This window comes from Shewanella sp. 2_MG-2023 (assembly GCF_030548905.1).
GTDB lineage: Bacteria > Pseudomonadota > Gammaproteobacteria > Enterobacterales > Shewanellaceae > Shewanella > Shewanella electrodiphila.
Genome location: NZ_JAUOSO010000017.1, coordinates 47,991 through 68,666, shown reverse-complemented (window position 1 = coordinate 68,666; position 20,676 = coordinate 47,991). Strand labels below are relative to the sequence as shown.

The following is a 20,676-nucleotide window of genomic DNA, read 5'->3' as shown; positions in this document are numbered from 1 at the left end:
GTGAAAACATTCGATATCAAGTGATAAGCAAAAGCGGTAGCAATGAGTAACAAAAACGCCAGCCTATCGGGTTAATAGGCTGGCGTTCATTAACGGTATTGGGAAGCTTATAAATCTCTAAGCCTGTCAGGCTTATACTTGTACGATCAGGTAGCTGATATAGGCAAGATAACTGAGAACTAATACAACAGCCTCACGGCGACCAATCCGTAAACCTGTGTAAGCAAACGGCAGCAATACTACGGCAAGTGCGATCATCGTTATCCAATCAATCGAGCTTATCTCGCTGTTTAATATTGGATGGATCAAGGCGGTAACCCCTAATATACCTAGAATATTAAATAAGTTTGAGCCAATCACATTACCAATGGCAATATCACTTTCACCTTTCATTGCCGCAACAATGGAGGTGACTAATTCTGGCATGCTAGTACCAATAGCGACGATAGTTAAACCAATAATAACTTCACTAATACCAAATGACTTAGCCATGGCAACAGCGCCATCTACAAACAAAATACCGCCGCCAACGAGCATAGAAATACCAATAATAATTAAGGCTATCGACAACCAGTTACTTTGCGCATTAACTGCTAAACCATCTTCATTGCTTTGTTTATCAGCGGTGATATAGCTAAAAGACAGGTAACCGATTAATAAACAGGTCAGCAGCATTCCATCCCAAAAGCTTAAGCCGCCATCGAGTAACAAGCTCCAAAATAGCAGTGATGCGGCAATCATAATAGGAATGTCACGGCGCACCATTTGTGACTCAATTTTAATCGGGCGTATTAATGCCGTAATACCTAAAATAAGGCCAATATTGGCAATGTTTGAACCAATCACATTGCCTAAAGCTATACCACTATTGCCTGCCAGTGCAGATTTTACACTCACGGCAAGCTCTGGTGCACTGGTACCAAAGGCTACAATAGTCAAACCGATAATTAAGGGGGTTAGTCCTAGCTTTAGGGCAATTTGACTTGCACCACGCACAAGGGCTTCAGCCCCAATAGTTAGGATGACAAAACCACCAATAATCGATAATAGAATTAACATGAACAAGGCTCACAAATGGGTTAAATCGAAAAGGATGGCAAGCATAGGTATTTTTTAATAATACGCAATCTAATTTATCCAATCGAGTGATTAAAATTCATTAATTTAACCAATAAAAAAGCACACAATGATGTGTGCTTTTAAGTGTTATAAATCGGCGTGGTTACGCAAGGAAATTACAGTTCATCTTCCCAGACCACTTTAGCACCGCGTACACCATCAACTTTGGCACTAAACTGCTTTTCAAGCACATGACGCTTAATTTTTAATGTCGGCGTAAGGGCATCGTTTTCGACAGTCCATGGCTCTTTGACTATCACAACGGCATCGACATGTTCGTGTGACTCAAGATTAGGGTTGATGCTATCAAGCGTTGCTTTGAGTGACGAGCGCACTTCTTCGCGAGGCTGAAGAGCTGAACCTTCTGATAACTGCACTAAGGCAACAGGGTGCGGTAAACCTGAACCAATAACACACAATAATTCAATATGAGAATCCTGTGCTAACTTACGCTCAATTGGCACTGGCGCCACATACTTACCTTTAGACGTCTTGAAGTTATCTTTAACGCGGCCAGTAATTGAAATGTAGCCATCTTCATCGATTTCACATAAATCACCCGTATGGAAAAAGCCGTCTTCATCAAAACAGGCTTTAGTGGCTTCTTCTTGTTTGTAATAACCCGTCATTAAGCCAGGGCTTTTCACCATTAATTCACCATCGTCAGTACGACGTACTTGGCAACCTTCAACAGGGCGGCCTACAGTGCCGATTTTAGTGGCATCAAATGGGAAGTTAATAATGGAATAGGCACAATTCTCGGTCATGCCCCAAGCTTCTGAGATATTCATACCGATTTTGTTGTACCACTCTAATTGAGTTGGCGGAATAGGCGCAGAACCAGAACCTAATAAACGACAATGCTCGAGTCCCAAACCTTTTTGAATTTTGCGTTTTACTAGGCTGCTAATAATTGGCAGCTTAAGTAAGAAATTCAGTTTAGACTCACCCGCTTTATTAATAATGTTGAGCTGAAATAGCGTCCACAAACGCGGCACTGAGAAAAATACCGTTGGTCTGCATCGCTGAACATCGGCAACAAACGAGTCTAAACTTTCAACAAAAGCCACTGAAGAGCCTGAATAGAAAGAAGAACCTTGAATCGCCACACGTTCAGTAATGTGCGCTAAAGGTAGGTAAGAAAGTAATCGATCAGCCGTATTGGTTTTTAAATCGCGTACTACAGCTTCGCAAGTCCAGCCATAGCTGCCAAAGGTTTGCATGGCACCTTTTGGCTTACCTGTTGAACCAGACGTGTAAATCAGGGTCATCATATCTTCAGCTGACGGAGTAGGCGCGTCTACTAATGGCGTGCCTAATTGAACAAACTTTTCCCAGTGGTACTGAGCTGGCATAGTTTCATATGGCATCGAAATACGTAGGATTTCACCGCCGACACCGGCTTCTTGATCTGCCCAGTAATCTAACTTACCGGTGAAAATAGCTTTTGCACCGCTATGTTCAAGGACATAACGAATCGTTTCAGCGTTAGCGGTAGGGTAAATAGGCACACTGATATAGCCGCCGTGCATTAAGGCTAAATCGGTAATAAACCACTCTGCGCAGTTTTTTGAGAGTACAGCGATTTTGTCACCAGGCTCTAAACCTAAATGACGCAGTGCACCTGCGACTTGCTGTACTTTTTGTTGTACTTCACGCCATGTAAAGTCAACGTATTGACCGTTAATTGGTTGACGTAAGTATACTTCGTCGCCTTGAGTCTCAACCCAGTGCGATAACATTTCTACTGGTGTTTTCATTAGATTTTCCATCGACAATTCCGTGTTCGTTTTTGTTTTAATGTAGGACGTACATATTTCAATGTCATTAACGCAATAATCTATTGTAATCCTATTGAATATCTAATCAGTTCAGACCAGTCTCAATTCGCTATAGATTAGTTTTATGCAGTAAAAGCGAATAGCCAATACTGAATGTTAAAACTAAAAAGCGTACCTTGATCAGCCCCCAGTGAACGATAAGATATTCAATACGATCGGTATCAGTATGGCTTTATAAAGATACCTGCGCAAACGATAACCTATAAAATTTAGGCAATTACGACTAATAAACTAGCAGGTTTTGCTGAAAAGTGAACCAATATCGAGTAATAACTCTAATAAAAAAGGCGCCAATAGGCGCCTGTAGTGGAAAAGTCGGTTTGTGACCTAGATCTCCATTATTCCATCCATTTCGACTAAAGAGTCTTTTGGCAGTTGTTTTACGCCAATAGCAGCACGTGCTGGGTAAGGTTGAGTGAAGTAACGTGCCATGATTTCATTCACAGTTGCAAAGTGAGATAAGTCAGTCAGGAAGATATTAAGCTTAACGATATCTGCCATACTGCCGCCTGCCGCTTCGGTAACAGCTGTTAAGTTTTCAAATACTTGAACAACTTGTTCTGAAAAGTCATCGCTAACCATTTGCATGGTGCTTGGTACAAGTGGGATTTGGCCAGACAGGTAAACAGTGCTACCTACTTTTACAGCTTGAGAATATGTGCCAATTGCTTGTGGAGCTTTATCAGTTGCGATAATGATTTTTTCTGCCATGACGCCCTCTGGGTAATTTAAATTAGATGCAAGCAAACCTAAGCCTGAATCTTATAAAAGAATCATTCAGCTTAGGTAGTTGCTTTAATCTTACTAGCGATTACGTGAGGTACGCAAGACTTCCGGTAATACACGAATACGGCGCATTACATTGGCGAGGTGAACACGGTCGTCGACCGAGATACGCAGGTTAATTAAATAAACTCGTCCATCGCGTTCTTCAGTGCTCAAGTTATGAATATTTGAGCCTGCAGCTGCAATGATATTGGTGATTTTTGCTAATGCGCCTTGATGATTCACAATCTCAACACGTAGATTTGCTTGGTAAGTTTCGCCTTCGACGTTATCCCAATGAACAGGAATATACTTGTCAGGCTCACCTTGGTAACCACGAATGTTGGCGCAGTTTTCCATGTGGACCACTAAGCCTTTACCTGGACTTACGTGAGCAACAACCGCATCACCTGGAATAGGGCGACAACAGTTAGCAAAGGTCACTAACATGCCTTCAGCGCCACGGATTGGCATCAAGTGCTCTTCAGTGTCGTCATCTTTATCAGTAGTCGTCAGCTTTTGACCTAACAAACGCTGAGCAATCACAATACTCATGGCGTTGCCTAAACCGATATCAGCCAGCAATGAATTTAAATCGTCATGCTTGGTTTCTGAAATCACTTTATTGAGTTGTTCAGGGTCAATGCTATCAAGCTTGGTTTCACCCAAAGCGTGATTCAATAGGCGTTTACCTAGTGCTACAGCATCGTCACTGGTTAAGCTCTTTAACACTTGGCGTATTTTGCCGCGCGCTTTACCTGTAACCACAAAGTTTAGCCACGCCGCATTCGGGCGAGCACCTTTAGCAGTAATAATCTCAACGGTTTGACCGGAGATTAATGGCTGACTTAACGGATATGCTTGACGGTTAACGCGTGCGCCAACACAGGTATTACCTACATCGGTGTGGACTTCGTAAGCAAAATCGACTGCTGTTGAGTTAACGGGTAATTCTAAAATACGGCCTTCTGGGGTGAAGACGTAAATTTCTTCTGGGAATAGTTCGGTCTTAACGTTTTCCACAAACTCAAACGAACTGCTGGCACTTTGTTGCAGCTCCAGCAAGCTTTGCATCCACTTATGGGCGCGAATTTGAGTGGTACTTTGTTGTGAACTATTGGTGCCGCTCTTATACATCCAGTGAGCAGCAACCCCTTTATCCGCCATGAGATCCATTTCTTCTGTACGAATTTGTACTTCAACAGGAACCGCATGAGGGCCAAATAATGAGGTATGCAATGATTGGTAACCATTGGCTTTAGGTATGGCAATATAATCTTTAAAGCGGCCAGGATGTGGCTTATAAAGACCATGCATGGCACCTAATACGCGGTAACAGGTGTCAATGGTATCGACCATGACTCTGAACGCATAGATGTCCATGACTTCTTGAAACTGCAGTTCTTTATTACTCATCTTACGATAGATGGAATAAAGGTTTTTCTCACGACCTTTGACAGTGCCTTTAATGCCGGCATCTTCAAGGCGAGTCGTAATAGCACCTTCAATACTATTAATCAGTTCTTTTCTATTACCACGGGCTGCTTTGACGACTTCTTTAAGCACACGATAACGCATTGGATAATAGGCTTGGAAACCTAAATCCTCTAACTCGCTTTTGATATTATGAATACCAAGACGGTTGGCGATCGGTGCATAAATCTCTAAGGTTTCGCGGGCAATACGACGACGTTTGTCAGGACGTAATGCACCCAAAGTGCGCATGTTATGCGTTCTATCAGCAAGTTTGATTAGAATAACGCGGATATCCTGCGTCATTGCCATCATCATTTTGCGGAAGTTTTCAGCTTGGGCTTCTTTTTTATCGCGAAACTTAATTTTGTCGAGCTTTGACACGCCTTCGACAAGTTCAGCCACAGTAACGCCGAATAACTCAGTGAGTTCTTCTTTGGTAACTGGGGTGTCTTCGATGGTGTCATGGAGCAGGGCTGCCATTAATGTCTCGTGATCAAGACGCATGTCAGCCACGATGCGGGCAACCGCAACGGGATGGGTAATATAAGGCTCGCCACTTGTGCGCATTTGCCCTTCATGGGCATCACGCGCAACAATGTACGCCTGCTTGAGTAACTCTACTTGCGCGGGTTCTAAATAACCTGACGCAGACTCCTTTAGACCTTCAAACAGATACAAGTGGCGCTACTCCTTAAAGCGTACGGCCTTCAGCAATTGCAGCTACTGCAGCAATTTCAGCGGCTTCACGTTCGCGAACAGTTTGACGCTCATCAGCGTCTAAAGTGTTAGAGGTGACTAAGCCTAATTCGATTTCGCGTAAAGCGATAACCGTTGGCTTATCATTCATCTCTTCTACCATTGGGTCTTTACCTTGCACAGCGATTTGGCGTGCACGACGCGCTGCAACCAGGATCATATCAAAACGGTTGCCGATTTGTTCTACGGCGTCTTCTACAGTTACGCGAGCCATGTGGTGAAACTCCAGTGTTATATATGGGAAAAAATGACGCAAAATTGTACACTATGACAATTAATCTGCCAACAGATCGTTTATCATATCATTGTGAGTATGGATCTGACTAGCACAGGTTGATCTTTGACTGCGAATGATCGCGCAAAGATCGCCTAAAGCGACGTCAAAATCATCATTTACTATAATATAATCTGCATCTTTATAGTGTGACATTTCTGATACGGCCTCAGCCATACGTCCATCAATCACGTCTTGGCTGTCTTGACCACGACCAGTTAGGCGGCGTTCAAGCTCAGCTCTCGAAGGAGGTAAAATAAATACCCCAATTGCTTCAGGCATCAGTTTTTTAACTTGCTCGGCGCCTTGCCAATCAATATCTAAAAATACATCAATACCGTTCGCTAATGTTTGTTCAATAACCGTGCGGGATGTGCCGTAATAGTTGCCAAACACTTCCGCCCATTCAAAGAAAGCCTCTTCAGCAATTAATGCCTTAAATTCTTCTACCGAGACAAAGTGATAATGTTGACCATTCACTTCACCTGGGCGTGGTTGACGGGTGGTGTGAGACACAGACACTTGCATGTCGCTTGGCTTATCTTTTAGTAATGCAGAGATAAGTGAAGACTTACCGGCGCCACTTGGGGCAGACACAATAAATAGATTTCCACGAGCGCTCATAGTGCAATTTCCAACCAGATTATTTATCAGGGCGAGTATTATACTCAAAGCGATAAAATTTGCGAGATACGTGAAGGATAAAAGTGCACAAATCTGAGCTTTGAAAAAACAGATTTAATGCAGCGCCATTGTTTGCTAAGGCCTTTGTGGCATGCGCTTAACCCCCAGATAGACTGAAATTAACCTTAATTAAAAAGCAGACTGATTAAGCTTTCGAGCCGATTTAAGTTCAAATTGACATTTTTAGAATTTTTTAAGCCATTTTTTGGTGGTTTCACTGACTTTGGCGGTGAAATTGTTTAGTCTGCCAACAGATCATTTTTTAGATATTAGGATTTCTTGTGTCATTCGCATCCTTATTTTGTCGTCAAGGTCGAGACAACGGCCTAAGAGCTATCGCTATTCAAATAAGTTGTTTAGTGTTGGTATTACTCATCTCGCTATTATTTGCCAATACCGTTGTGACCCTAATCGCAGCTGTCATTGCGATACCTGTTTGTGCCCTAAGCTGTTTACGCCGTTTACGAGACGCCGCTAAACCTAGCTCTCTTGTCGCTTTGCCTGTGACTTTATTAATACTCTTTAGTTTATCGCTAAGCCTTAGTTTTCCCGCAGTTGTATCCAGTGTGCTGTTTATACTTGGCGTAGCGGTGGCTGCTGGGTTTGGTTGGTTTGCTGATTCTAAAACGAATCAACGTAAAACAGTCTATGTGCAAGGCTATAACGGCCCGCATAACAAAGATGATGCAGGCCATGGGCACGCACGCCGAAGAAGAGAGCCAACCATTGGTGAGCAAAACCAAAGTAGCTTTACTACTGAGGACGTTGACAGTGGAAGTGACGCCAGCTTTTACGATGAAGAGCATGGATATGAGCCTGGTTACCAACAAGAAACCGTATATAAAGAAACGCCAACAGCAGCAAACCATAGTGAGATACCTGAAGATAGTGAATCCCAATACGGCGCAGATGACAAACCAAGTTATCGGGTTGATCGCGGTGCACTAGAGTCTGGTTCATTGTCTGAATTACTTAAATCTTGGCTGATTTGGGCACAGGGCAATCAAAAAATGTTGATAATGGTCGCTAAAGGCTTAGGCGTTGTCCTAGCAATAAGCATTATTATCTATTTGATCAGTTTGCTATTTACCGGCGAAGAAGTAGAGCAAGCACCATTAGAAACAGCCCCGATTGAAGAGCCCGTTACCATTAACGACACCACAAGGGTTAAATTACCCGATGGTTTTTGGTTAATTCTTGAAGATGAAGTATTAGTACTTCGCTGGTTAGGCGACGAAGGCGACGCACAATCTATTTGGCGACTTGATACCGCAGAAGGTGATAAGCGCTGTGCTGAAATGACCTTTAATGATGGCAGCAAGTTTAGACCAATGCAGGTCGATTTAATGGCTGACAGTGGCACAGAAGCCAGATTCTCACCATTAGATAATAGCCGCATTATTAATAATGTCGCCATGCGCGGCAGCTTTAAATTATGTGGCTATAACTTTAGCTTGAAAGGCAGCCAAGCCACGCTATCAAGTCAACCTGCCTTTGAGAAATACATTAAAGGTTTATGATAGAAAACATCGCGAATTACACTAAACGGTGTTAATTCGCGAGTAAATGTCTTTGTAAGTAAGTGTTGTGGTTTATATCAATCGTATTAAACTGTCTCGCTCGCAATGAAAAGATATGGAGAGTTGGGTGGTTGAGTTTATTAGGCAAACGATTTTGCCTTTGTATGGAATTAATGATGAACATGCGAGTATTTCGCCGTTAGGCAATGGCCATATTAACCAAACTTACTTAGTAAGATGGGCAACAGGCCAGATAGTGCTACAAAAAATTAATACTACAGTGTTTACTGAGCCTGAAGTGTTAATCGAAAATGCCGCTAAAGTCAGCCATCACCTCATTCAAAAAGCCAACAATGGTGAGTATCAGCTCGATGTGATTTCTCCGGTAGTGCTAAAAGACGGTCGCTTATCTGCCGATTTAGGCGATAAAGGATTTTGGCGCGCCATCAGCTATTTAGCTAACAGCCACACTATTGAAGTCGTAACTAATCAAGCAGAAGCCAAAATGGCCGCTAGTGCCTTTGGGCATTTCGCCCATGCATTAAGTGATTTAGATGCTAATAGCCTAAATGATGTTATTCCTAATTTTTTAAATCTCCCGCAGCGTATTACTCAGCTTAAACAAGCAATAGCAGATGATAAGTCAGCACGATTGGTTGATTGCCGCGAATGGGCAGAGCTTGTCTTGTCGCAGCAAAGCTTGTTTGATGAGCTTAAGCACGTGGAAAGTCAGCTGCCACTTCGTATTTGCCATAACGACACCAAAATCAACAATATGCTGTTTGATAAGCGTGATATGTCGAGCATGGCAGTCATCGATATCGACACCTGCATGAAAGGCTACTTAATGTATGACTTTGGTGACATGGTGCGCGCGTTTTGCTCGCCAGAGGAAGAAGACTCAACAGCGCTTGATAAAGTCATTGCACGACCAGAAATTATCAAAGCGGCTTGTGAAGCCTATACCGAGCAATTGGCAGATATTCTCACCCCGCTTGAAAAGCGCAGCCTTTGGTTAGGCATTAAAGTGATGGCACTCATGTTGGGTTCTCGCTTTTTAGCCGACCATTTAAATGGTGACGTGTACTTTGGTATTCATCGCGAAGGTCATAACCTAGATCGCGCAGCTAACCAGCTTACTGTATTCAAAAGTTTAGTCGCACAAGAGTCGTCACTTAAGGCATTTTTTGAATAAGACTTTTTGAATAAGTACCTGATTTCATAAAGGTCTTGTTGGTCAAAAAATCTTGATTAAATTGGCGATTTCGATTATTTAAATCTTCCTTATTTAAAACATAAAGAGTAAGCAATGAAGTACCAATGGATATTGTTTGACGCAGACGAAACCTTGTTTGATTTCGATATTTTTGCTGGCTTAAAACTCATGTTTTCCCGTTTTGATATCGACTTTGATAACAATGATTTTGCTTTTTATCAGTCGGTAAACAAACAGCTCTGGGTCGATTATCAACAAGGCTTGATTGATGCAGCGCAATTACAACATACGCGTTTTTTACATTGGTCTGAAAAACTTGGGGTTACCACTAAGCGCTTGAACAGTGACTTTTTAGCTGCCATGGCAGACATTTGTCAGCCCTTACCAGGTGCAAAAAAACTGGTATCAAGCTTAGAAGGTAAAGCAAATCTGGGCATTATCACTAATGGTTTGACTGAATTGCAAAATGTACGCCTAGAGCGCACAGGCTTTAAATCTTCATTTGAACATGTGGTGATTTCAGAGCAATTTGGCAAAGCGAAGCCCGATGTGAGCATTTTCGAGCATACCTTTGAGCTCATGGGTAACCCAGATAAAAATACCGTTTTGATGGTGGGTGATAACTTACATTCCGATATTTTAGGTGGCGTGAATGCTGGTATAGATACTTGCTGGCTTAATCATCACGGTAAAGAGACCGTTGATGGTATTACTCCTACTTTTGAAGTGAAAGATTTGCAGCAACTGCATGATGAGTTGCATGCTGTGAAGTAGGCTGCTCGTCTGTTTAGCATAAAAAGAAGCCACTCGATTGAGTGGCTTCTTTTTGGCAAATCGTTAGCTCGAAGCATTAGCCCTGAGCATTAACCGAGAACATTGACCCAGAACATTAGCCCTAGATATTAGTGTAATGCACTAGTTCAAGCATCAGCTCGTAGCATTAGTGTCAGCCGCTTTAGGAAATGCTTCATGATAAGCAATCATAAAGTCTTCTCTAATGTGTTGTTCTAAATGGGTTGCGCGCTCTGTTGGGCAAAAAATCATAATATGCACCATTTGTTCACCCGCAGGTCCACTATGGATATGAATGTGTGGCTCAGGTCCTGGTAAGTCAACGCCAGCATGTCTTTCGATAATATTGTTATAGCGGGTTGCCACTTCTAAAAAGTCTTCACAATGCGCTTCAATCTTGCTGGTTAACGCTGGAAACAACGGGTACAGATTTACAAACTCAACTACAGTAATCGTAAAGCTATGGTAAACATAGCGTTTCATAAAGTTTAAGTTCTTAACCGCATAGCTAAAAAACATGCTGTTAGGGAAGGTGACTGTTTTACCCGTGTAGTGATACTGGCCATGGTGTAAATCGATTTCTTGGATCACCGTTGCCATTAAGTTGTGCTCAATGACCTCACCACAAAGTTTGCCCACTTCAATCCAATCACCAATCACAAATGAGCGCGAACTCGCCCGCTGAATCGAGCCAGTAAAACATAAGATAATTTCTTTAGATGCCACCACAAAGGCAATCGCAATAGCAGTCACTGACAGGGCAAATTTATTGATTTCGGTTTGCCACAATAAAAACAGGATCATGACAATTAAGATAAAAGTGCCATTTTTCGTTCGTGACATCCATTTACGTTGGCCTTCACTGACAAACGCAATATCACCGCGAATTTTAGACACCACAAAGCGTTTAAGCATCGACAGTAATAGGATGATTAATACGGTTACAAACAACTTATAGGTTGCTAAAAAGTCGATGACGATATTCAGTTCTTCCACAACACCCTCTTAAAAAACGGCAACTTAACGACAAAACCAGTTAGATAACTCACTTTATCATAGCTATAGACTAAGTCAGCTTTGACCAGTGTTTTTTTATTTTAAAAGAGTCAATTGGGGTTGGGTTGGGTTGGGAAAGGTTTTGTAGCTTAAAAGTTGAAACCACGCAAACTGATAAGGTGCGCGGCTTCAACTTAATTTTATGCAGGCTGTTAATCTTTCAAGAAAATATAGCCTGCTTTTTCAGCGCCCCACACTTGTTTATCGTTACTGTCATAACCGCGATCCCAACTGACAATACTGTCTTTGGTAACCGTGACTTCAGAAGTGGCGTAACTTGCGCCGCGTAGCTTGCTTAAACAGCTTTTCTCATCAGTAGAGCCTGCAAAAGATTGCGACTTATCAGACCAAGTTAACAACACAGTGCAGCCTGACTTTTCAGTTAAGTCTTTAGGCGTTAGCTCGCTCAGAGGTGCATCATCTTTATAAGCGCCAGCGAAGCTTTTATCATTTTCAAAGGTATACACTTTACTAGCAAACTCAGTAGCAGATAGTGCAGTGACCTCATATACACGCTGTCTGTACGGTTTATCTAAATGTGTTGCAGCAGCTTGTTCAACATACAGCCAAGTGGATTTATCCTCGGGCCAAATTTGCACCATATTGAGGTGGATATTAAAAAAGTCTTTATCACTAATAGATTGCTGCTCGCTATCAAAGTGGCCTTGCATCCACTCAAGTAATAAAGCTTGCTTGTCTTGTTCAGTTGCTTGAGACGTGATTGGCATAAAAGCCAGTGCTGAAAAAGCACTGAAAACCGCAATGCGGCTAAGAGATGTGTTCACAGGAAATCCTTTCCGATTAATGGTGTTTTGTATTTTTTAGTTCGTATTTGTAATGAGTCGTTTAGCCTCATTGCTAGGTAAGTTAACTCATCAATTTGAAAGAGTAAAATAAGCAATTACAGCTTATATCTGCTACAGCGTGTGAAACTGTTTTTAACGGTTATAGCGTGTGAAATTAATCTTAACGGTTGTACCGTGTAAATAGATCTTTAACGGTTATAGCGTGTGAAACTTGATTTACCTGCTGTAGCGTGTAAAGTGAGTTGTATGCATGTTTATAGGTAGAAAAGTATGAAGGTAACAAACTCAAAGCAACTCAGCGCGTTTCTCAAAGATACACGGCTGAATATGAAACTGCCCCAAGCTAAAGTGGCAAGTAGCGTGGGTATTCGTCAGGATACTGTTTCAAGCTTTGAGAAAAATCCTGATTCAACAAAAGTAGACACCCTATTTAAAATCTTATCGGCATTAAACCTCGAACTCGATATTAAGGTGAGGGGAACTGAACCGGAAAGTCAGCGAATGGATGATGACGTCAAGGCTACTGAAACACAGTGGAAAGAGGAATGGTAATGGCCACGCTTGATGTTTACATGAATGGCTATTTGGTTGGCGAATTTACTAAATCCTCTACCGGTTCGCATGTCTTTAAGTATGCTGCACAATGGCTAAATACACCTGGCTGTCGCCCTATCTCTTTGTCTATGCCGCTGCGAGTACAAAGTTATAAGGGAGATGAAGTGTATAATTTTTTCGACAACCTGCTGCCAGATAATATTGAAGTCAGAAACAGAATTGTTGCTCGGCATAATGCGCAATCGACCCAAGCATTCGATTTATTAGCCAAAGTGGGGCAGGACAGTGTTGGCGCGTTACAATTTGTGCCTCATGCACTGCCCCCTTTAGACGTTAAGAGCATTGAATCTAAGTCGTTATCCAACATTGCGTTGGAAAAAGTCTTGCAAGGCTATCTTTCAAATATTCCGTTAGGCATGCTCACAGGTGAAGACGACTTTCGAATATCCATTGCAGGTGCACAAGAAAAAACAGCGCTGCTGAACTTAAAGAATACTCAAATAAATGCTTGGCGCCTCCCCATTAAAGCCACACCAACAACGCATATTATTAAGTTGCCGATTGGCAAAATACAAAGTCATTCCCACACAATTGATATGACAAACAGTGTCGAAAATGAATACCTGAGCATGATGATAGTCAGGGAGTTTGGCTTAGCGGTTCCGCAATGCTCAATACTAAACGTTGGCAATATGAAAGCACTGGCCGTTGAACGTTTTGACCGCAAACTATCATCAGATAAGCAATGGATTATGCGCTTACCTCAGGAGGATTTTTGCCAAACCTTGAATATCCCCTCTGCCAAAAAATACGAAAGCCATGGTGGACCAGGTATTGAGCAAATCATGGGTTACTTATTGGGCTCAACCAATGCCGCACAAGATAGACGCGATTTTATGAAGTCCCAAGTGCTGTTTTGGCTGCTCGCTGCAACAGACGGCCATGCTAAAAACTTTTCACTGTTCATAGACGCTGGCGGCGGTTACAGGCTAACCCCTTTTTACGATATTTTATCCATGTATCCAGCAATGGGTGGGCAAGGGCTAAATATTCGCGATGCCAAATTAGCCATGGGGCTTAAAGCGACCAAAGGTAAAAAATATGCGGTGGATAAAATATTTCCAAGACACTTCATCCAAACTGCTAAAGCGGTTGGGTTTGATCCAATAATCATGGCTGAAATTTTACAAGAGGTCGCAGAGTCTGTGGAGAGTGTGATTCATCGAGTCACAGTCCAGTTACCAGATGATTTTCCTGAGCATATCAGGGATTCAATTTTAAATGGATTAAGTGAAAGAGCTAAAAGGCTGTTAATGAAGGAGCGTCTTCAGTAGGATCAATTTCCGACGGATATAAAGATAAATATAGTCGGGTTATCAGTAATCAGGCGAACTCACTTTGCTACTTAGAAAGAAGCGCAGCAAAGCATTTTAGAAGTGGTTGAGGCAATTGATCAGTTTACGCCAATAGCCGTGATGCTTGTATAAAATGATGTAGCTAAGATGAATAAGGTGAGTTTATAAACATGAAGCAAGGTCGAAATGAACCTTGCTCTTGTAACTGCGGTAATAAGTACAAACGTTGCCGCATGAACAGTATCTCTAAACAACACGCATCTATGTTGGATGATATTGAACAAGTTGCCGCAATGAATCCTAACTTGTCTTTAGAATAGCTTAATGTCATTGCATATAAAAAATGACGCCTGCCAATGAGAGGCCTAATTCTTACTTTTGTGGCCTTTCGCTAGTACAAATGATCAATTGGTTATATGCGCCTTTCAAGGAACTGGAAGGAGTAACTATACGCACGCCAGATGACCTAAGAACCAGCCAAGTGAGTTTTTACCAGAATCTGTTGTTTATTAATTTGAACTAGATAGCATCATTAATGAGTATGCAGGTAGTAACGAAGATAAGTTTAATTCTATTTACTCGCCAGTCAACAAAGACGTAGGCAACCTTCGAAATACTACTTCATGTGACTCATAGTCCGTAGACGGAAAAGCTACAGCTATAGATTATACTACTCTGTCTAATTGAATGAGCTTTAAGCGTGAACACAGCTGTCCTTACTTCTTTTGGTGCACATGTCCGCCAAATCCGTCAAAGCTTAGATATTAGCCAGGAAGAACTGGCTGCTATCAGCGGTTTAGATCGTACTTACATCAGCGGAATTGAGCGCGGTGTTCGCAACCTTAGTTTACTCAATATATTCAAGTTGGCCGCAGCACTTAAGGTGACGCCAGCATCATTACTAACCTTTGAAATAGAAATTAGCAATGCTTAGTCATCGCGCATTTTATAGTGCGGAGCTAGAGGTTTTTCTATCTGCAGACAAAAGCAGCATTGTTGGCGAGCTAAGTAAAAACCATACGCAACAATTGGAGCACCTACAAACAGGGGCGTGGCTGTCTCAAATTGAGCTGTTACAACAAGAATTCAAGACACTAACTAAAAGTGATGGGCAAATATTCTTTGAATTCATGATTCCTAGAATGGGTCGGCGTGCAGATGTCGTATTGTGTTACTTAGGAATTGTTTTCGTAATAGAGTTTAAGGTTGGTGCAACGCAATATCAGCAGGCTGATATACGACAAGCACATAGCTATGCACTTGATCTGAAGAATTTTCATCGCGGCAGTCATAGCAAGCCAATCATCCCAATCCTTGTCTCTACGCAATCAGACAATAGTTCAAACCAGTTAACTCTCGCGGACGATCTTGTCGCTAAACCAATTTTAACTAATGGTGTTGGTATTGGTGCTTTAGTGGGTGACATCGCACGCCAATGCAAAGTAGCCGCTTTTAATGCAATAGAATGGGCTGAGAGTGGTTATTTGCCTACCCCAACCATTGTAGAAGCTGCACAGGCATTATATGCCCAACATGCGGTTGAAGATATCGCGAAAACCGAGGCTGATGAAACTAATCTTGGAGTGACAAGCGAAAGGTTACTAGAGATTATTCGTAAGGCCAGGCTCAATAAGCAAAAAGTGATCTGCTTTGTGACAGGTGTTCCAGGTGCGGGTAAAACCTTGGTTGGCTTAAATATCGCAAACAAACATTCTCAACCTAGTGATAATGAATATGCAGTTTTCCTAAGCGGTAATGGACCATTGGTTACTGTTCTACAAGAAGCATTAGCTATAGACAGAGCTAATACAACCAGCGAAACGAAAGCCAGTGCCCGCAGGCAAACCTCGCAGTTTATACAGAATATACACCGGTTTAGAGATGAATCTCTTGATGGTAGTAAACCGCCTGAGCAAGTCGTTATTTTTGATGAAGCACAAAGAGCTTGGAATGCTGAGCAAGCATCTAAGTTTATGAAGTCAAAACGTAAGATTGATGAGTTTAATAAATCTGAACCAGAATTTCTTATTGAAGTTATGGATCGACATGATGATTGGGCTGTCATCATTGCTTTGGTCGGCGGAGGACAAGAAATCAATACTGGAGAAGCTGGCCTTGCGGGTTGGCTTGATGCTTTAAAAAATCGATTTTGCCATTGGAACGCGTATTGCTCAGAGCAGTTGTTATCAGGCGAATATATATCTAATGGCGTTTCACGGGATAGCTTAGAGTCTGTTCAGCAACTCCCCGGCCTGCACCTAGCTACCTCTATGCGCTCATTTCGTGCTGAAACATTATCCAGTTTTGTGCATTTTGTCGTCGGTGGTGAAGCTGATAAAGCGGATGCTATATCTAAGTCACTATTTGAGCGCTATCCTCTTTTTGTTACGCGGGATCTGGCACTGGCTAAGAGATGGTTAAAAGGTAAATCTAGAGGTTTGGAAAGCCAGGGTATGCTTGCATCATCTAATGGTATTCGTTTAAAACCTGATGGCATTTTTGTTAAGAACCGATTTGACCCAGTAGCGTGGTTTTTAAATCCTCAAGATGATATTCGGTCTTGTAATTTTTTAGAAGACACTGCAACTGAGTTTGATATTCAAGGATTAGAACTTGACTGGTGCATAGTGGGGTGGGATGCAGACTTTCGATACAATGGTTCTACTTTTGAGCATTGGAAATTCAAAGGAACGCGTTGGCAACAACGTAAAAAAACTGAAGATAAGCGATATTTGGAAAATGCCTATAGAGTGTTATTGACTAGAGCACGTCAAGGTATGGTCATATATGTACCCGAAGGCAGTGATACCGACACGACTCGTAAAGCGAGTTATTATTCAGATACTTATAAGTACTTGCTGGAATGCGGCTTTGTTGAGCTAATTTAGCTTAACTGAAGCTCGTCCTGCTTCAGTTACGCGACATTGAAATTTAGGGAACGATTATCTCCAAATGACCGATGCTCTAGATGCGACGTATAAGGAGTTAAAAGAGAGTAAAGCCAAAAGCCCTGATGAGTTACAAAAAGTCTTTCTGTAATTAGACAATTTTAAAAATGTTGATAAGTGGTGGGTGATTGATATTGGTGGTAACAACCTTAGGCTTATCGCATTTATTGGTGACCGATTCATCTTTATGAATGTAATGGATATAACAGTGTCTATTCTTTGCTTAATAGAACCATAATGGACACTATAGTATCCTGTTAGGCTGCGCCGTGTGTATGACTTTTGCACTTTAGATGGCGTAGCAATGAGATGAATAAGGCGAGTAGATAAAGCATGAAACCCGGTCGAAATGAACCTTGCCCTTGTGGCAGCGGTAAAAAGTACAAACGTTGCTGCATGAACAGTATCTCTAAACAACACGCATCTATGTTGGATGATATTGAGCAAGTTGCAGCAATGAACCCTAACTTGTCTTTAGAAGAACTCAATATCGTTGCTGAGCAAAAAATGAAGGCGGCTAATGAGCGGCCTCATCCTGATTTTTGTGGCCTTTCGCCAACACAAATGAGCAATTGGTTATATGCGCCTTTCAGTGAGTTGGAAGGGGTAGCAATACACGCATCAGATGACCTAATAACCAGCCCAGTGATGCGTTACTTAGCATTGATATTAGATGAAGCCATGCAAAGCGATGGTTCGTTTAAGGCCACTAGCAAAGGTAACTTGCCAGCCAAAATCGTTAAACAGGCCAGTGAGTTACTACCAGAGTTCGCCGTCTCTGAATTTGAACGACATATCAGCATCAGTGAATATGCAGGCAGTAACGAAGATAAATTTAATGCATTGCATTACAGTCGAGTGCTGGCAGAAATTGCAGGTGTTATTTATCGTCGCAGTGGGCGTTATCATATTAAAAAAGCGGCTCAAAAGAAGTACCTAGCCCACGGTATTCAATCGTTCTTCATTCCAATGCTCGAAGCTGCAACCTCTCAGTATAATTGGGGCTACTTAGATGGTTGGGAACAAGAGGTTGATCTAAGGGCTATTTGGTTGTTTTTGCTGTGGCGCTTGCAAAGTCATGGCAATACTGAGCAGCTGATGGAAGAGGTGATCACCGCATTCCCTGACTTACTGCTGAGATTCCCTGAAGACGGGTATTCATCTCCGAGTCAGCTACTAGGTGTAATGGTTGAATCGCGTTTTATTAAACGCTTTTTAGAATTCTGGGGCTTTGTGACTCTTACACCGAAGAGGCATGCTAATGAGCTTAAGATGTTAGATAAAGTAGCAATACAGCCATTGATGAAGCATGTTTTTAAATTCGACATTTAATGATAATAAGTGTCTGTTATCATATGTTTAGTTTAATGGAGTGACTGTAAAAACCTTATTCAACGTTCTGAATTTGCTCTCTCATCTGCTCAATCAATACTTTAAGTTCTACCGCTGCTGCAGTAACTTCTGCGCTGATTGATTTAGACGCTAGGGTGTTAGATTCACGGTTAAATTCTTGCATCATGAAGTCTAGACGGCGGCCTTGTGCGCCACCTTTTTTAAGGGTTAAGCGCGTTTCAGCAACGTGTGCATCAAGGCGATCCATTTCTTCGGCGACATCCATTTTTTGTGCAAGCAATACCATTTCTTGTTCCATACGGGCTGGATCAAGTTATTACAGCTCAATATGTTTCATTTCTTCAGCTTGAGTTAGGTAGTACTCACATCGAGCTTTAATGGACTGCTTATATGCAGCTGCATACTCAGATTCTGCTTCCGTAAGCTCCCCAGCTTGTTTTGCCAGGTTATGCAGGTTATCGATGATTGCTTTTGCTAGTTGCTTGAGGGTTAATTCGAGTATGGCTTGCTTAATTCCACATTCTTCTGCAAATGTCATTAATTGATAGGCGTGGATCTTATTGGCTTCAAATTCATCACCAATGGCCATTGCTAGTTCTTGATCAAAGTCTGGGTACATTTGCACGTTAACAAGGTCATACCATGGCGTCGCTTCAAGGCCTATAGGGGTAACATAGAATGAATAGTTTTTACCATGTGAGTCCGCATTGCATACGAGCAAGTTAAAGATTGTCCACCGTAGCATGTCAAACTTGGCTTGTGCTGGATTAGCGCAGTGCTCAGCGATGCTAAATAGTTTTTTAAGGCTCACTCCTTCACGAATATCTCGCACGTCACGCCCACTACCCAGATGTCGTTCATATTTTCTTGCGACAGAATAGCCTAAAGCCTGACACGCATCGATTTGATGGCGACGCATTACTCTGTGACGCTTAGCGTCATAAAGGCGATCGAAGCGGGTGACAGATAATGCTTTGTACTTCCCTATTGGCATTATCTCAACTTCGGCTACCTGCATGCCTATAAGTTTAGCCAGTGTCATGGTCATAAATTCGTTGAGTACTAGATGCTGCTGGCTGTTCTTTTCAAATTTAATAATATGCGTTGAACAGAGATCTCCTTCGCCAAAACCGTATTCTGTATCGATGTGGAATAGGTTTAACTTTGATTGAACCCCTGCTACTGAAAGGCGTGGTTTTCCATCCCAGACTTCCATTGGCCAATATTCAGGGTCTTCGATGCGCTTGATAAGATCTGCTTTGCTAATTGGGGTAAAAGACGTCGCTGGTGCTTTAGTGCCTACTGGGAGATACAATATTGCCCCTGAGGTGTCGAATCCAATACCCTTGATCAGAGCAAATGTATTACTCCTGGCAATGCCGAGAGCTTCAATTAGGTGATCAAGTCCTTTATTTTCAGGTAATAGATTAGTTAAGTAAATGGAAATTTGAGAACTGCTAGCTTGCCCATCAAGCAGTAGTTTGGGTGAAATTGGAAACCCATCTTCTTGCCAAGCTTGAGTGTATTCGATAGAAAATTGTTCAGTGTTTATATCAAAATTTATCGCACCAATTACCCTATCTCTAAAATGCATTTCTAGAGTGTGAACATTAGAACCATTCATTGCTGCCACCAACTTTGTTATTAGGCGTATTAACGGTTAGTTTGATGCCAAGTCCATTGAGAATTTTGATTATTGTTGAAAAGTACACATCATCGCCTTTCTCGACTCTAATTAAGGTTTTTTTAGTCACACCACAGAATGAGGCTGCGATTTCCTGATTCATTCCTGAGGCTTTTCGGCAGTCTTTGATGAGTTCGCCTAAACTGCTGGGATCGAGTTGAGAGGCCATTTCATTATCCTAAAAAGTGTACGTACGGTTACTTTAGTGCTTTGAATATAACTTATCAAGCTAAAGGTGTAACAAGCTACACTATTTGACTGATTGAAAGTTGTTATTAGCAAAAGGTGTATTATTGTACACTTTTAGTGGATGTGTACCGTTATGTGCTTTAAAAGAGTAACAAGGTACACCTATTGGTAGAGCCGTCAGTCATTACTTTGTTGTTAGGGGGCAGATCTTGAATGCTAATGGTCCGAGATTCGCTTATTTTTATATAGAGTTTTCAATGACATTAATGCAAACAAAAAGCCCAGCA

19 protein-coding genes and 1 pseudogene are annotated in these 20,676 nt (G+C 41.9%); 9 read left to right on the top strand and 11 right to left on the bottom strand.

What is annotated here, in order from left to right; genetic code table 11:
* Positions 1–132: 132 nt before the first annotated feature.
* The 6 genes from Q4600_RS16595 to gmk form a co-directional block, all read right to left on the bottom strand.
* Entirely contained in the window at positions 133–1,059 is a 927-nt protein-coding gene (locus tag Q4600_RS16595; RefSeq protein WP_303517217.1) for a calcium/sodium antiporter, read from the bottom strand.
* Between the two features lie 176 nt (positions 1,060–1,235).
* Positions 1,236–2,891, bottom strand: coding sequence for an AMP-binding protein (locus Q4600_RS16590; protein WP_229370457.1), 1,656 nt, complete (start codon positions 2,889–2,891; stop codon positions 1,236–1,238).
* 396 nt (positions 2,892–3,287) lie between these two features.
* Complete coding sequence (locus tag Q4600_RS16585; protein ID WP_102526870.1) at positions 3,288–3,671, bottom strand: RidA family protein; 384 nt, start codon at positions 3,669–3,671, stop codon at positions 3,288–3,290.
* Between the two features lie 93 nt (positions 3,672–3,764).
* Positions 3,765–5,879: a bifunctional GTP diphosphokinase/guanosine-3',5'-bis pyrophosphate 3'-pyrophosphohydrolase gene (spoT, locus tag Q4600_RS16580; RefSeq protein WP_102526808.1), complete on the bottom strand. Its 2,115-nt coding sequence runs from the start codon at positions 5,877–5,879 to the stop codon at positions 3,765–3,767.
* A 13-nt stretch (positions 5,880–5,892) separates the two neighbouring features.
* Complete coding sequence (gene rpoZ, locus Q4600_RS16575; RefSeq protein ID WP_055025248.1) at positions 5,893–6,171, bottom strand: DNA-directed RNA polymerase subunit omega; 279 nt, start codon at positions 6,169–6,171, stop codon at positions 5,893–5,895.
* 60 nt (positions 6,172–6,231) lie between these two features.
* A complete protein-coding gene (gene gmk / locus Q4600_RS16570) occupies positions 6,232–6,855 on the bottom strand; it encodes a guanylate kinase (protein WP_153912365.1) in 624 nt (207 codons plus the stop codon).
* A 341-nt stretch (positions 6,856–7,196) separates the two neighbouring features.
* Here gmk and Q4600_RS16565 point away from each other — a divergent pair, with 341 nt between their 5' ends.
* From Q4600_RS16565 to yjjG, 3 genes are all read left to right on the top strand, one after another.
* Positions 7,197–8,435 (top strand): hypothetical protein, encoded by a 1,239-nt coding sequence (locus Q4600_RS16565; protein ID WP_303517218.1) that lies wholly within the window; start codon positions 7,197–7,199, stop codon positions 8,433–8,435.
* A 127-nt stretch (positions 8,436–8,562) separates the two neighbouring features.
* Positions 8,563–9,630, top strand: a complete 1,068-nt coding sequence (locus tag Q4600_RS16560) for a phosphotransferase enzyme family protein (RefSeq protein ID WP_102526871.1) — start codon at positions 8,563–8,565, stop codon at positions 9,628–9,630.
* 114 nt (positions 9,631–9,744) lie between these two features.
* Positions 9,745–10,425 carry a pyrimidine 5'-nucleotidase gene (yjjG, locus tag Q4600_RS16555; RefSeq protein WP_303517219.1) on the top strand — a complete coding sequence of 227 codons (681 nt, stop codon included), beginning with the start codon at positions 9,745–9,747 and terminating at the stop codon, positions 10,423–10,425.
* Positions 10,426–10,578: 153 nt separating this feature from the next.
* On the opposite strand, the gene Q4600_RS16550 is transcribed toward yjjG, so the two are convergent.
* On the bottom strand, positions 10,579–11,439 hold the full coding sequence (locus Q4600_RS16550) for a mechanosensitive ion channel family protein (RefSeq protein ID WP_303517220.1): 861 nt from the start codon (positions 11,437–11,439) through the stop codon (positions 10,579–10,581).
* A 212-nt stretch (positions 11,440–11,651) separates the two neighbouring features.
* Positions 11,652–12,284, bottom strand: a complete 633-nt coding sequence (locus Q4600_RS16545) for a chromophore lyase CpcT/CpeT (RefSeq protein ID WP_303517221.1) — start codon at positions 12,282–12,284, stop codon at positions 11,652–11,654.
* Positions 12,285–12,575: 291 nt separating this feature from the next.
* On the opposite strand from Q4600_RS16545, the gene Q4600_RS16540 reads away from it, so the two are divergent.
* The 6 genes from Q4600_RS16540 (at position 12,576) to Q4600_RS16510 (ending at position 18,495) form a co-directional block, all read left to right on the top strand.
* Positions 12,576–12,857, top strand: a complete 282-nt coding sequence (locus tag Q4600_RS16540) for a helix-turn-helix domain-containing protein (RefSeq protein WP_303517222.1) — start codon at positions 12,576–12,578, stop codon at positions 12,855–12,857.
* Positions 12,857–14,194: a type II toxin-antitoxin system HipA family toxin gene (locus tag Q4600_RS16535; RefSeq protein WP_303517223.1), complete on the top strand. Its 1,338-nt coding sequence runs from the start codon at positions 12,857–12,859 to the stop codon at positions 14,192–14,194. The genes Q4600_RS16540 and Q4600_RS16535 overlap by 1 nt, the downstream gene beginning before the upstream one ends.
* A 191-nt stretch (positions 14,195–14,385) precedes the next feature.
* Positions 14,386–14,535 carry a hypothetical protein gene (locus Q4600_RS16530; protein ID WP_303517224.1) on the top strand — a complete coding sequence of 50 codons (150 nt, stop codon included), beginning with the start codon at positions 14,386–14,388 and terminating at the stop codon, positions 14,533–14,535.
* 380 nt (positions 14,536–14,915) lie between these two features.
* Positions 14,916–15,149: a helix-turn-helix domain-containing protein gene (locus tag Q4600_RS16525; RefSeq protein WP_303517225.1), complete on the top strand. Its 234-nt coding sequence runs from the start codon at positions 14,916–14,918 to the stop codon at positions 15,147–15,149.
* The gene (locus tag Q4600_RS16520; RefSeq protein ID WP_303517226.1) at positions 15,142–17,103 is read left to right on the top strand and encodes a DUF2075 domain-containing protein; all 1,962 of its coding nucleotides are present in this window, start codon (positions 15,142–15,144) and stop codon (positions 17,101–17,103) included. Before Q4600_RS16525 ends, Q4600_RS16520 begins: the two co-directional genes overlap by 8 nt.
* A 393-nt stretch (positions 17,104–17,496) precedes the next feature.
* Entirely contained in the window at positions 17,497–18,495 is a 999-nt protein-coding gene (locus Q4600_RS16510; protein ID WP_303517227.1) for an SEC-C domain-containing protein, read from the top strand.
* Positions 18,496–18,550: 55 nt separating this feature from the next.
* Here Q4600_RS16510 and Q4600_RS16505 read toward each other — a convergent pair.
* The 3 genes and pseudogenes from Q4600_RS16505 to Q4600_RS16495 all read right to left on the bottom strand — a co-directional run.
* Positions 18,551–18,829 (bottom strand): annotated as a pseudogene (locus tag Q4600_RS16505) (DUF1732 domain-containing protein); the annotation flags it as partial.
* Between the two features lie 3 nt (positions 18,830–18,832).
* On the bottom strand, positions 18,833–20,140 hold the full coding sequence (locus Q4600_RS16500) for a HipA domain-containing protein (protein WP_303517228.1): 1,308 nt from the start codon (positions 20,138–20,140) through the stop codon (positions 18,833–18,835).
* Positions 20,127–20,369 carry a helix-turn-helix domain-containing protein gene (locus Q4600_RS16495; RefSeq protein WP_102526821.1) on the bottom strand — a complete coding sequence of 81 codons (243 nt, stop codon included), beginning with the start codon at positions 20,367–20,369 and terminating at the stop codon, positions 20,127–20,129. Before Q4600_RS16495 ends, Q4600_RS16500 begins: the two co-directional genes overlap by 14 nt.
* Positions 20,370–20,676: the final 307 nt, after the last annotated feature.

Coding starts and splice junctions, on each gene's coding strand:
- Q4600_RS16595 (WP_303517217.1), bottom strand. CDS start 1,059: ATGTTAATTCTATTATCGATTATTGGTGGTTTTGTCATCCTAACTATT.
- Q4600_RS16590 (WP_229370457.1), bottom strand. CDS start 2,891: ATGGAAAATCTAATGAAAACACCAGTAGAAATGTTATCGCACTGGGTT.
- Q4600_RS16585 (WP_102526870.1), bottom strand. CDS start 3,671: ATGGCAGAAAAAATCATTATCGCAACTGATAAAGCTCCACAAGCAATT.
- rpoZ (WP_055025248.1), bottom strand. CDS start 6,171: ATGGCTCGCGTAACTGTAGAAGACGCCGTAGAACAAATCGGCAACCGT.
- gmk (WP_153912365.1), bottom strand. CDS start 6,855: ATGAGCGCTCGTGGAAATCTATTTATTGTGTCTGCCCCAAGTGGCGCC.
- yjjG (WP_303517219.1), top strand. CDS start 9,745: ATGAAGTACCAATGGATATTGTTTGACGCAGACGAAACCTTGTTTGAT.
- Q4600_RS16540 (WP_303517222.1), top strand. CDS start 12,576: ATGAAGGTAACAAACTCAAAGCAACTCAGCGCGTTTCTCAAAGATACA.
- Q4600_RS16535 (WP_303517223.1), top strand. CDS start 12,857: ATGGCCACGCTTGATGTTTACATGAATGGCTATTTGGTTGGCGAATTT.
- Q4600_RS16530 (WP_303517224.1), top strand. CDS start 14,386: ATGAAGCAAGGTCGAAATGAACCTTGCTCTTGTAACTGCGGTAATAAG.
- Q4600_RS16520 (WP_303517226.1), top strand. CDS start 15,142: ATGCTTAGTCATCGCGCATTTTATAGTGCGGAGCTAGAGGTTTTTCTA.
- Q4600_RS16510 (WP_303517227.1), top strand. CDS start 17,497: ATGAAACCCGGTCGAAATGAACCTTGCCCTTGTGGCAGCGGTAAAAAG.
- Q4600_RS16500 (WP_303517228.1), bottom strand. CDS start 20,140: ATGAATGGTTCTAATGTTCACACTCTAGAAATGCATTTTAGAGATAGG.
- Q4600_RS16495 (WP_102526821.1), bottom strand. CDS start 20,369: ATGGCCTCTCAACTCGATCCCAGCAGTTTAGGCGAACTCATCAAAGAC.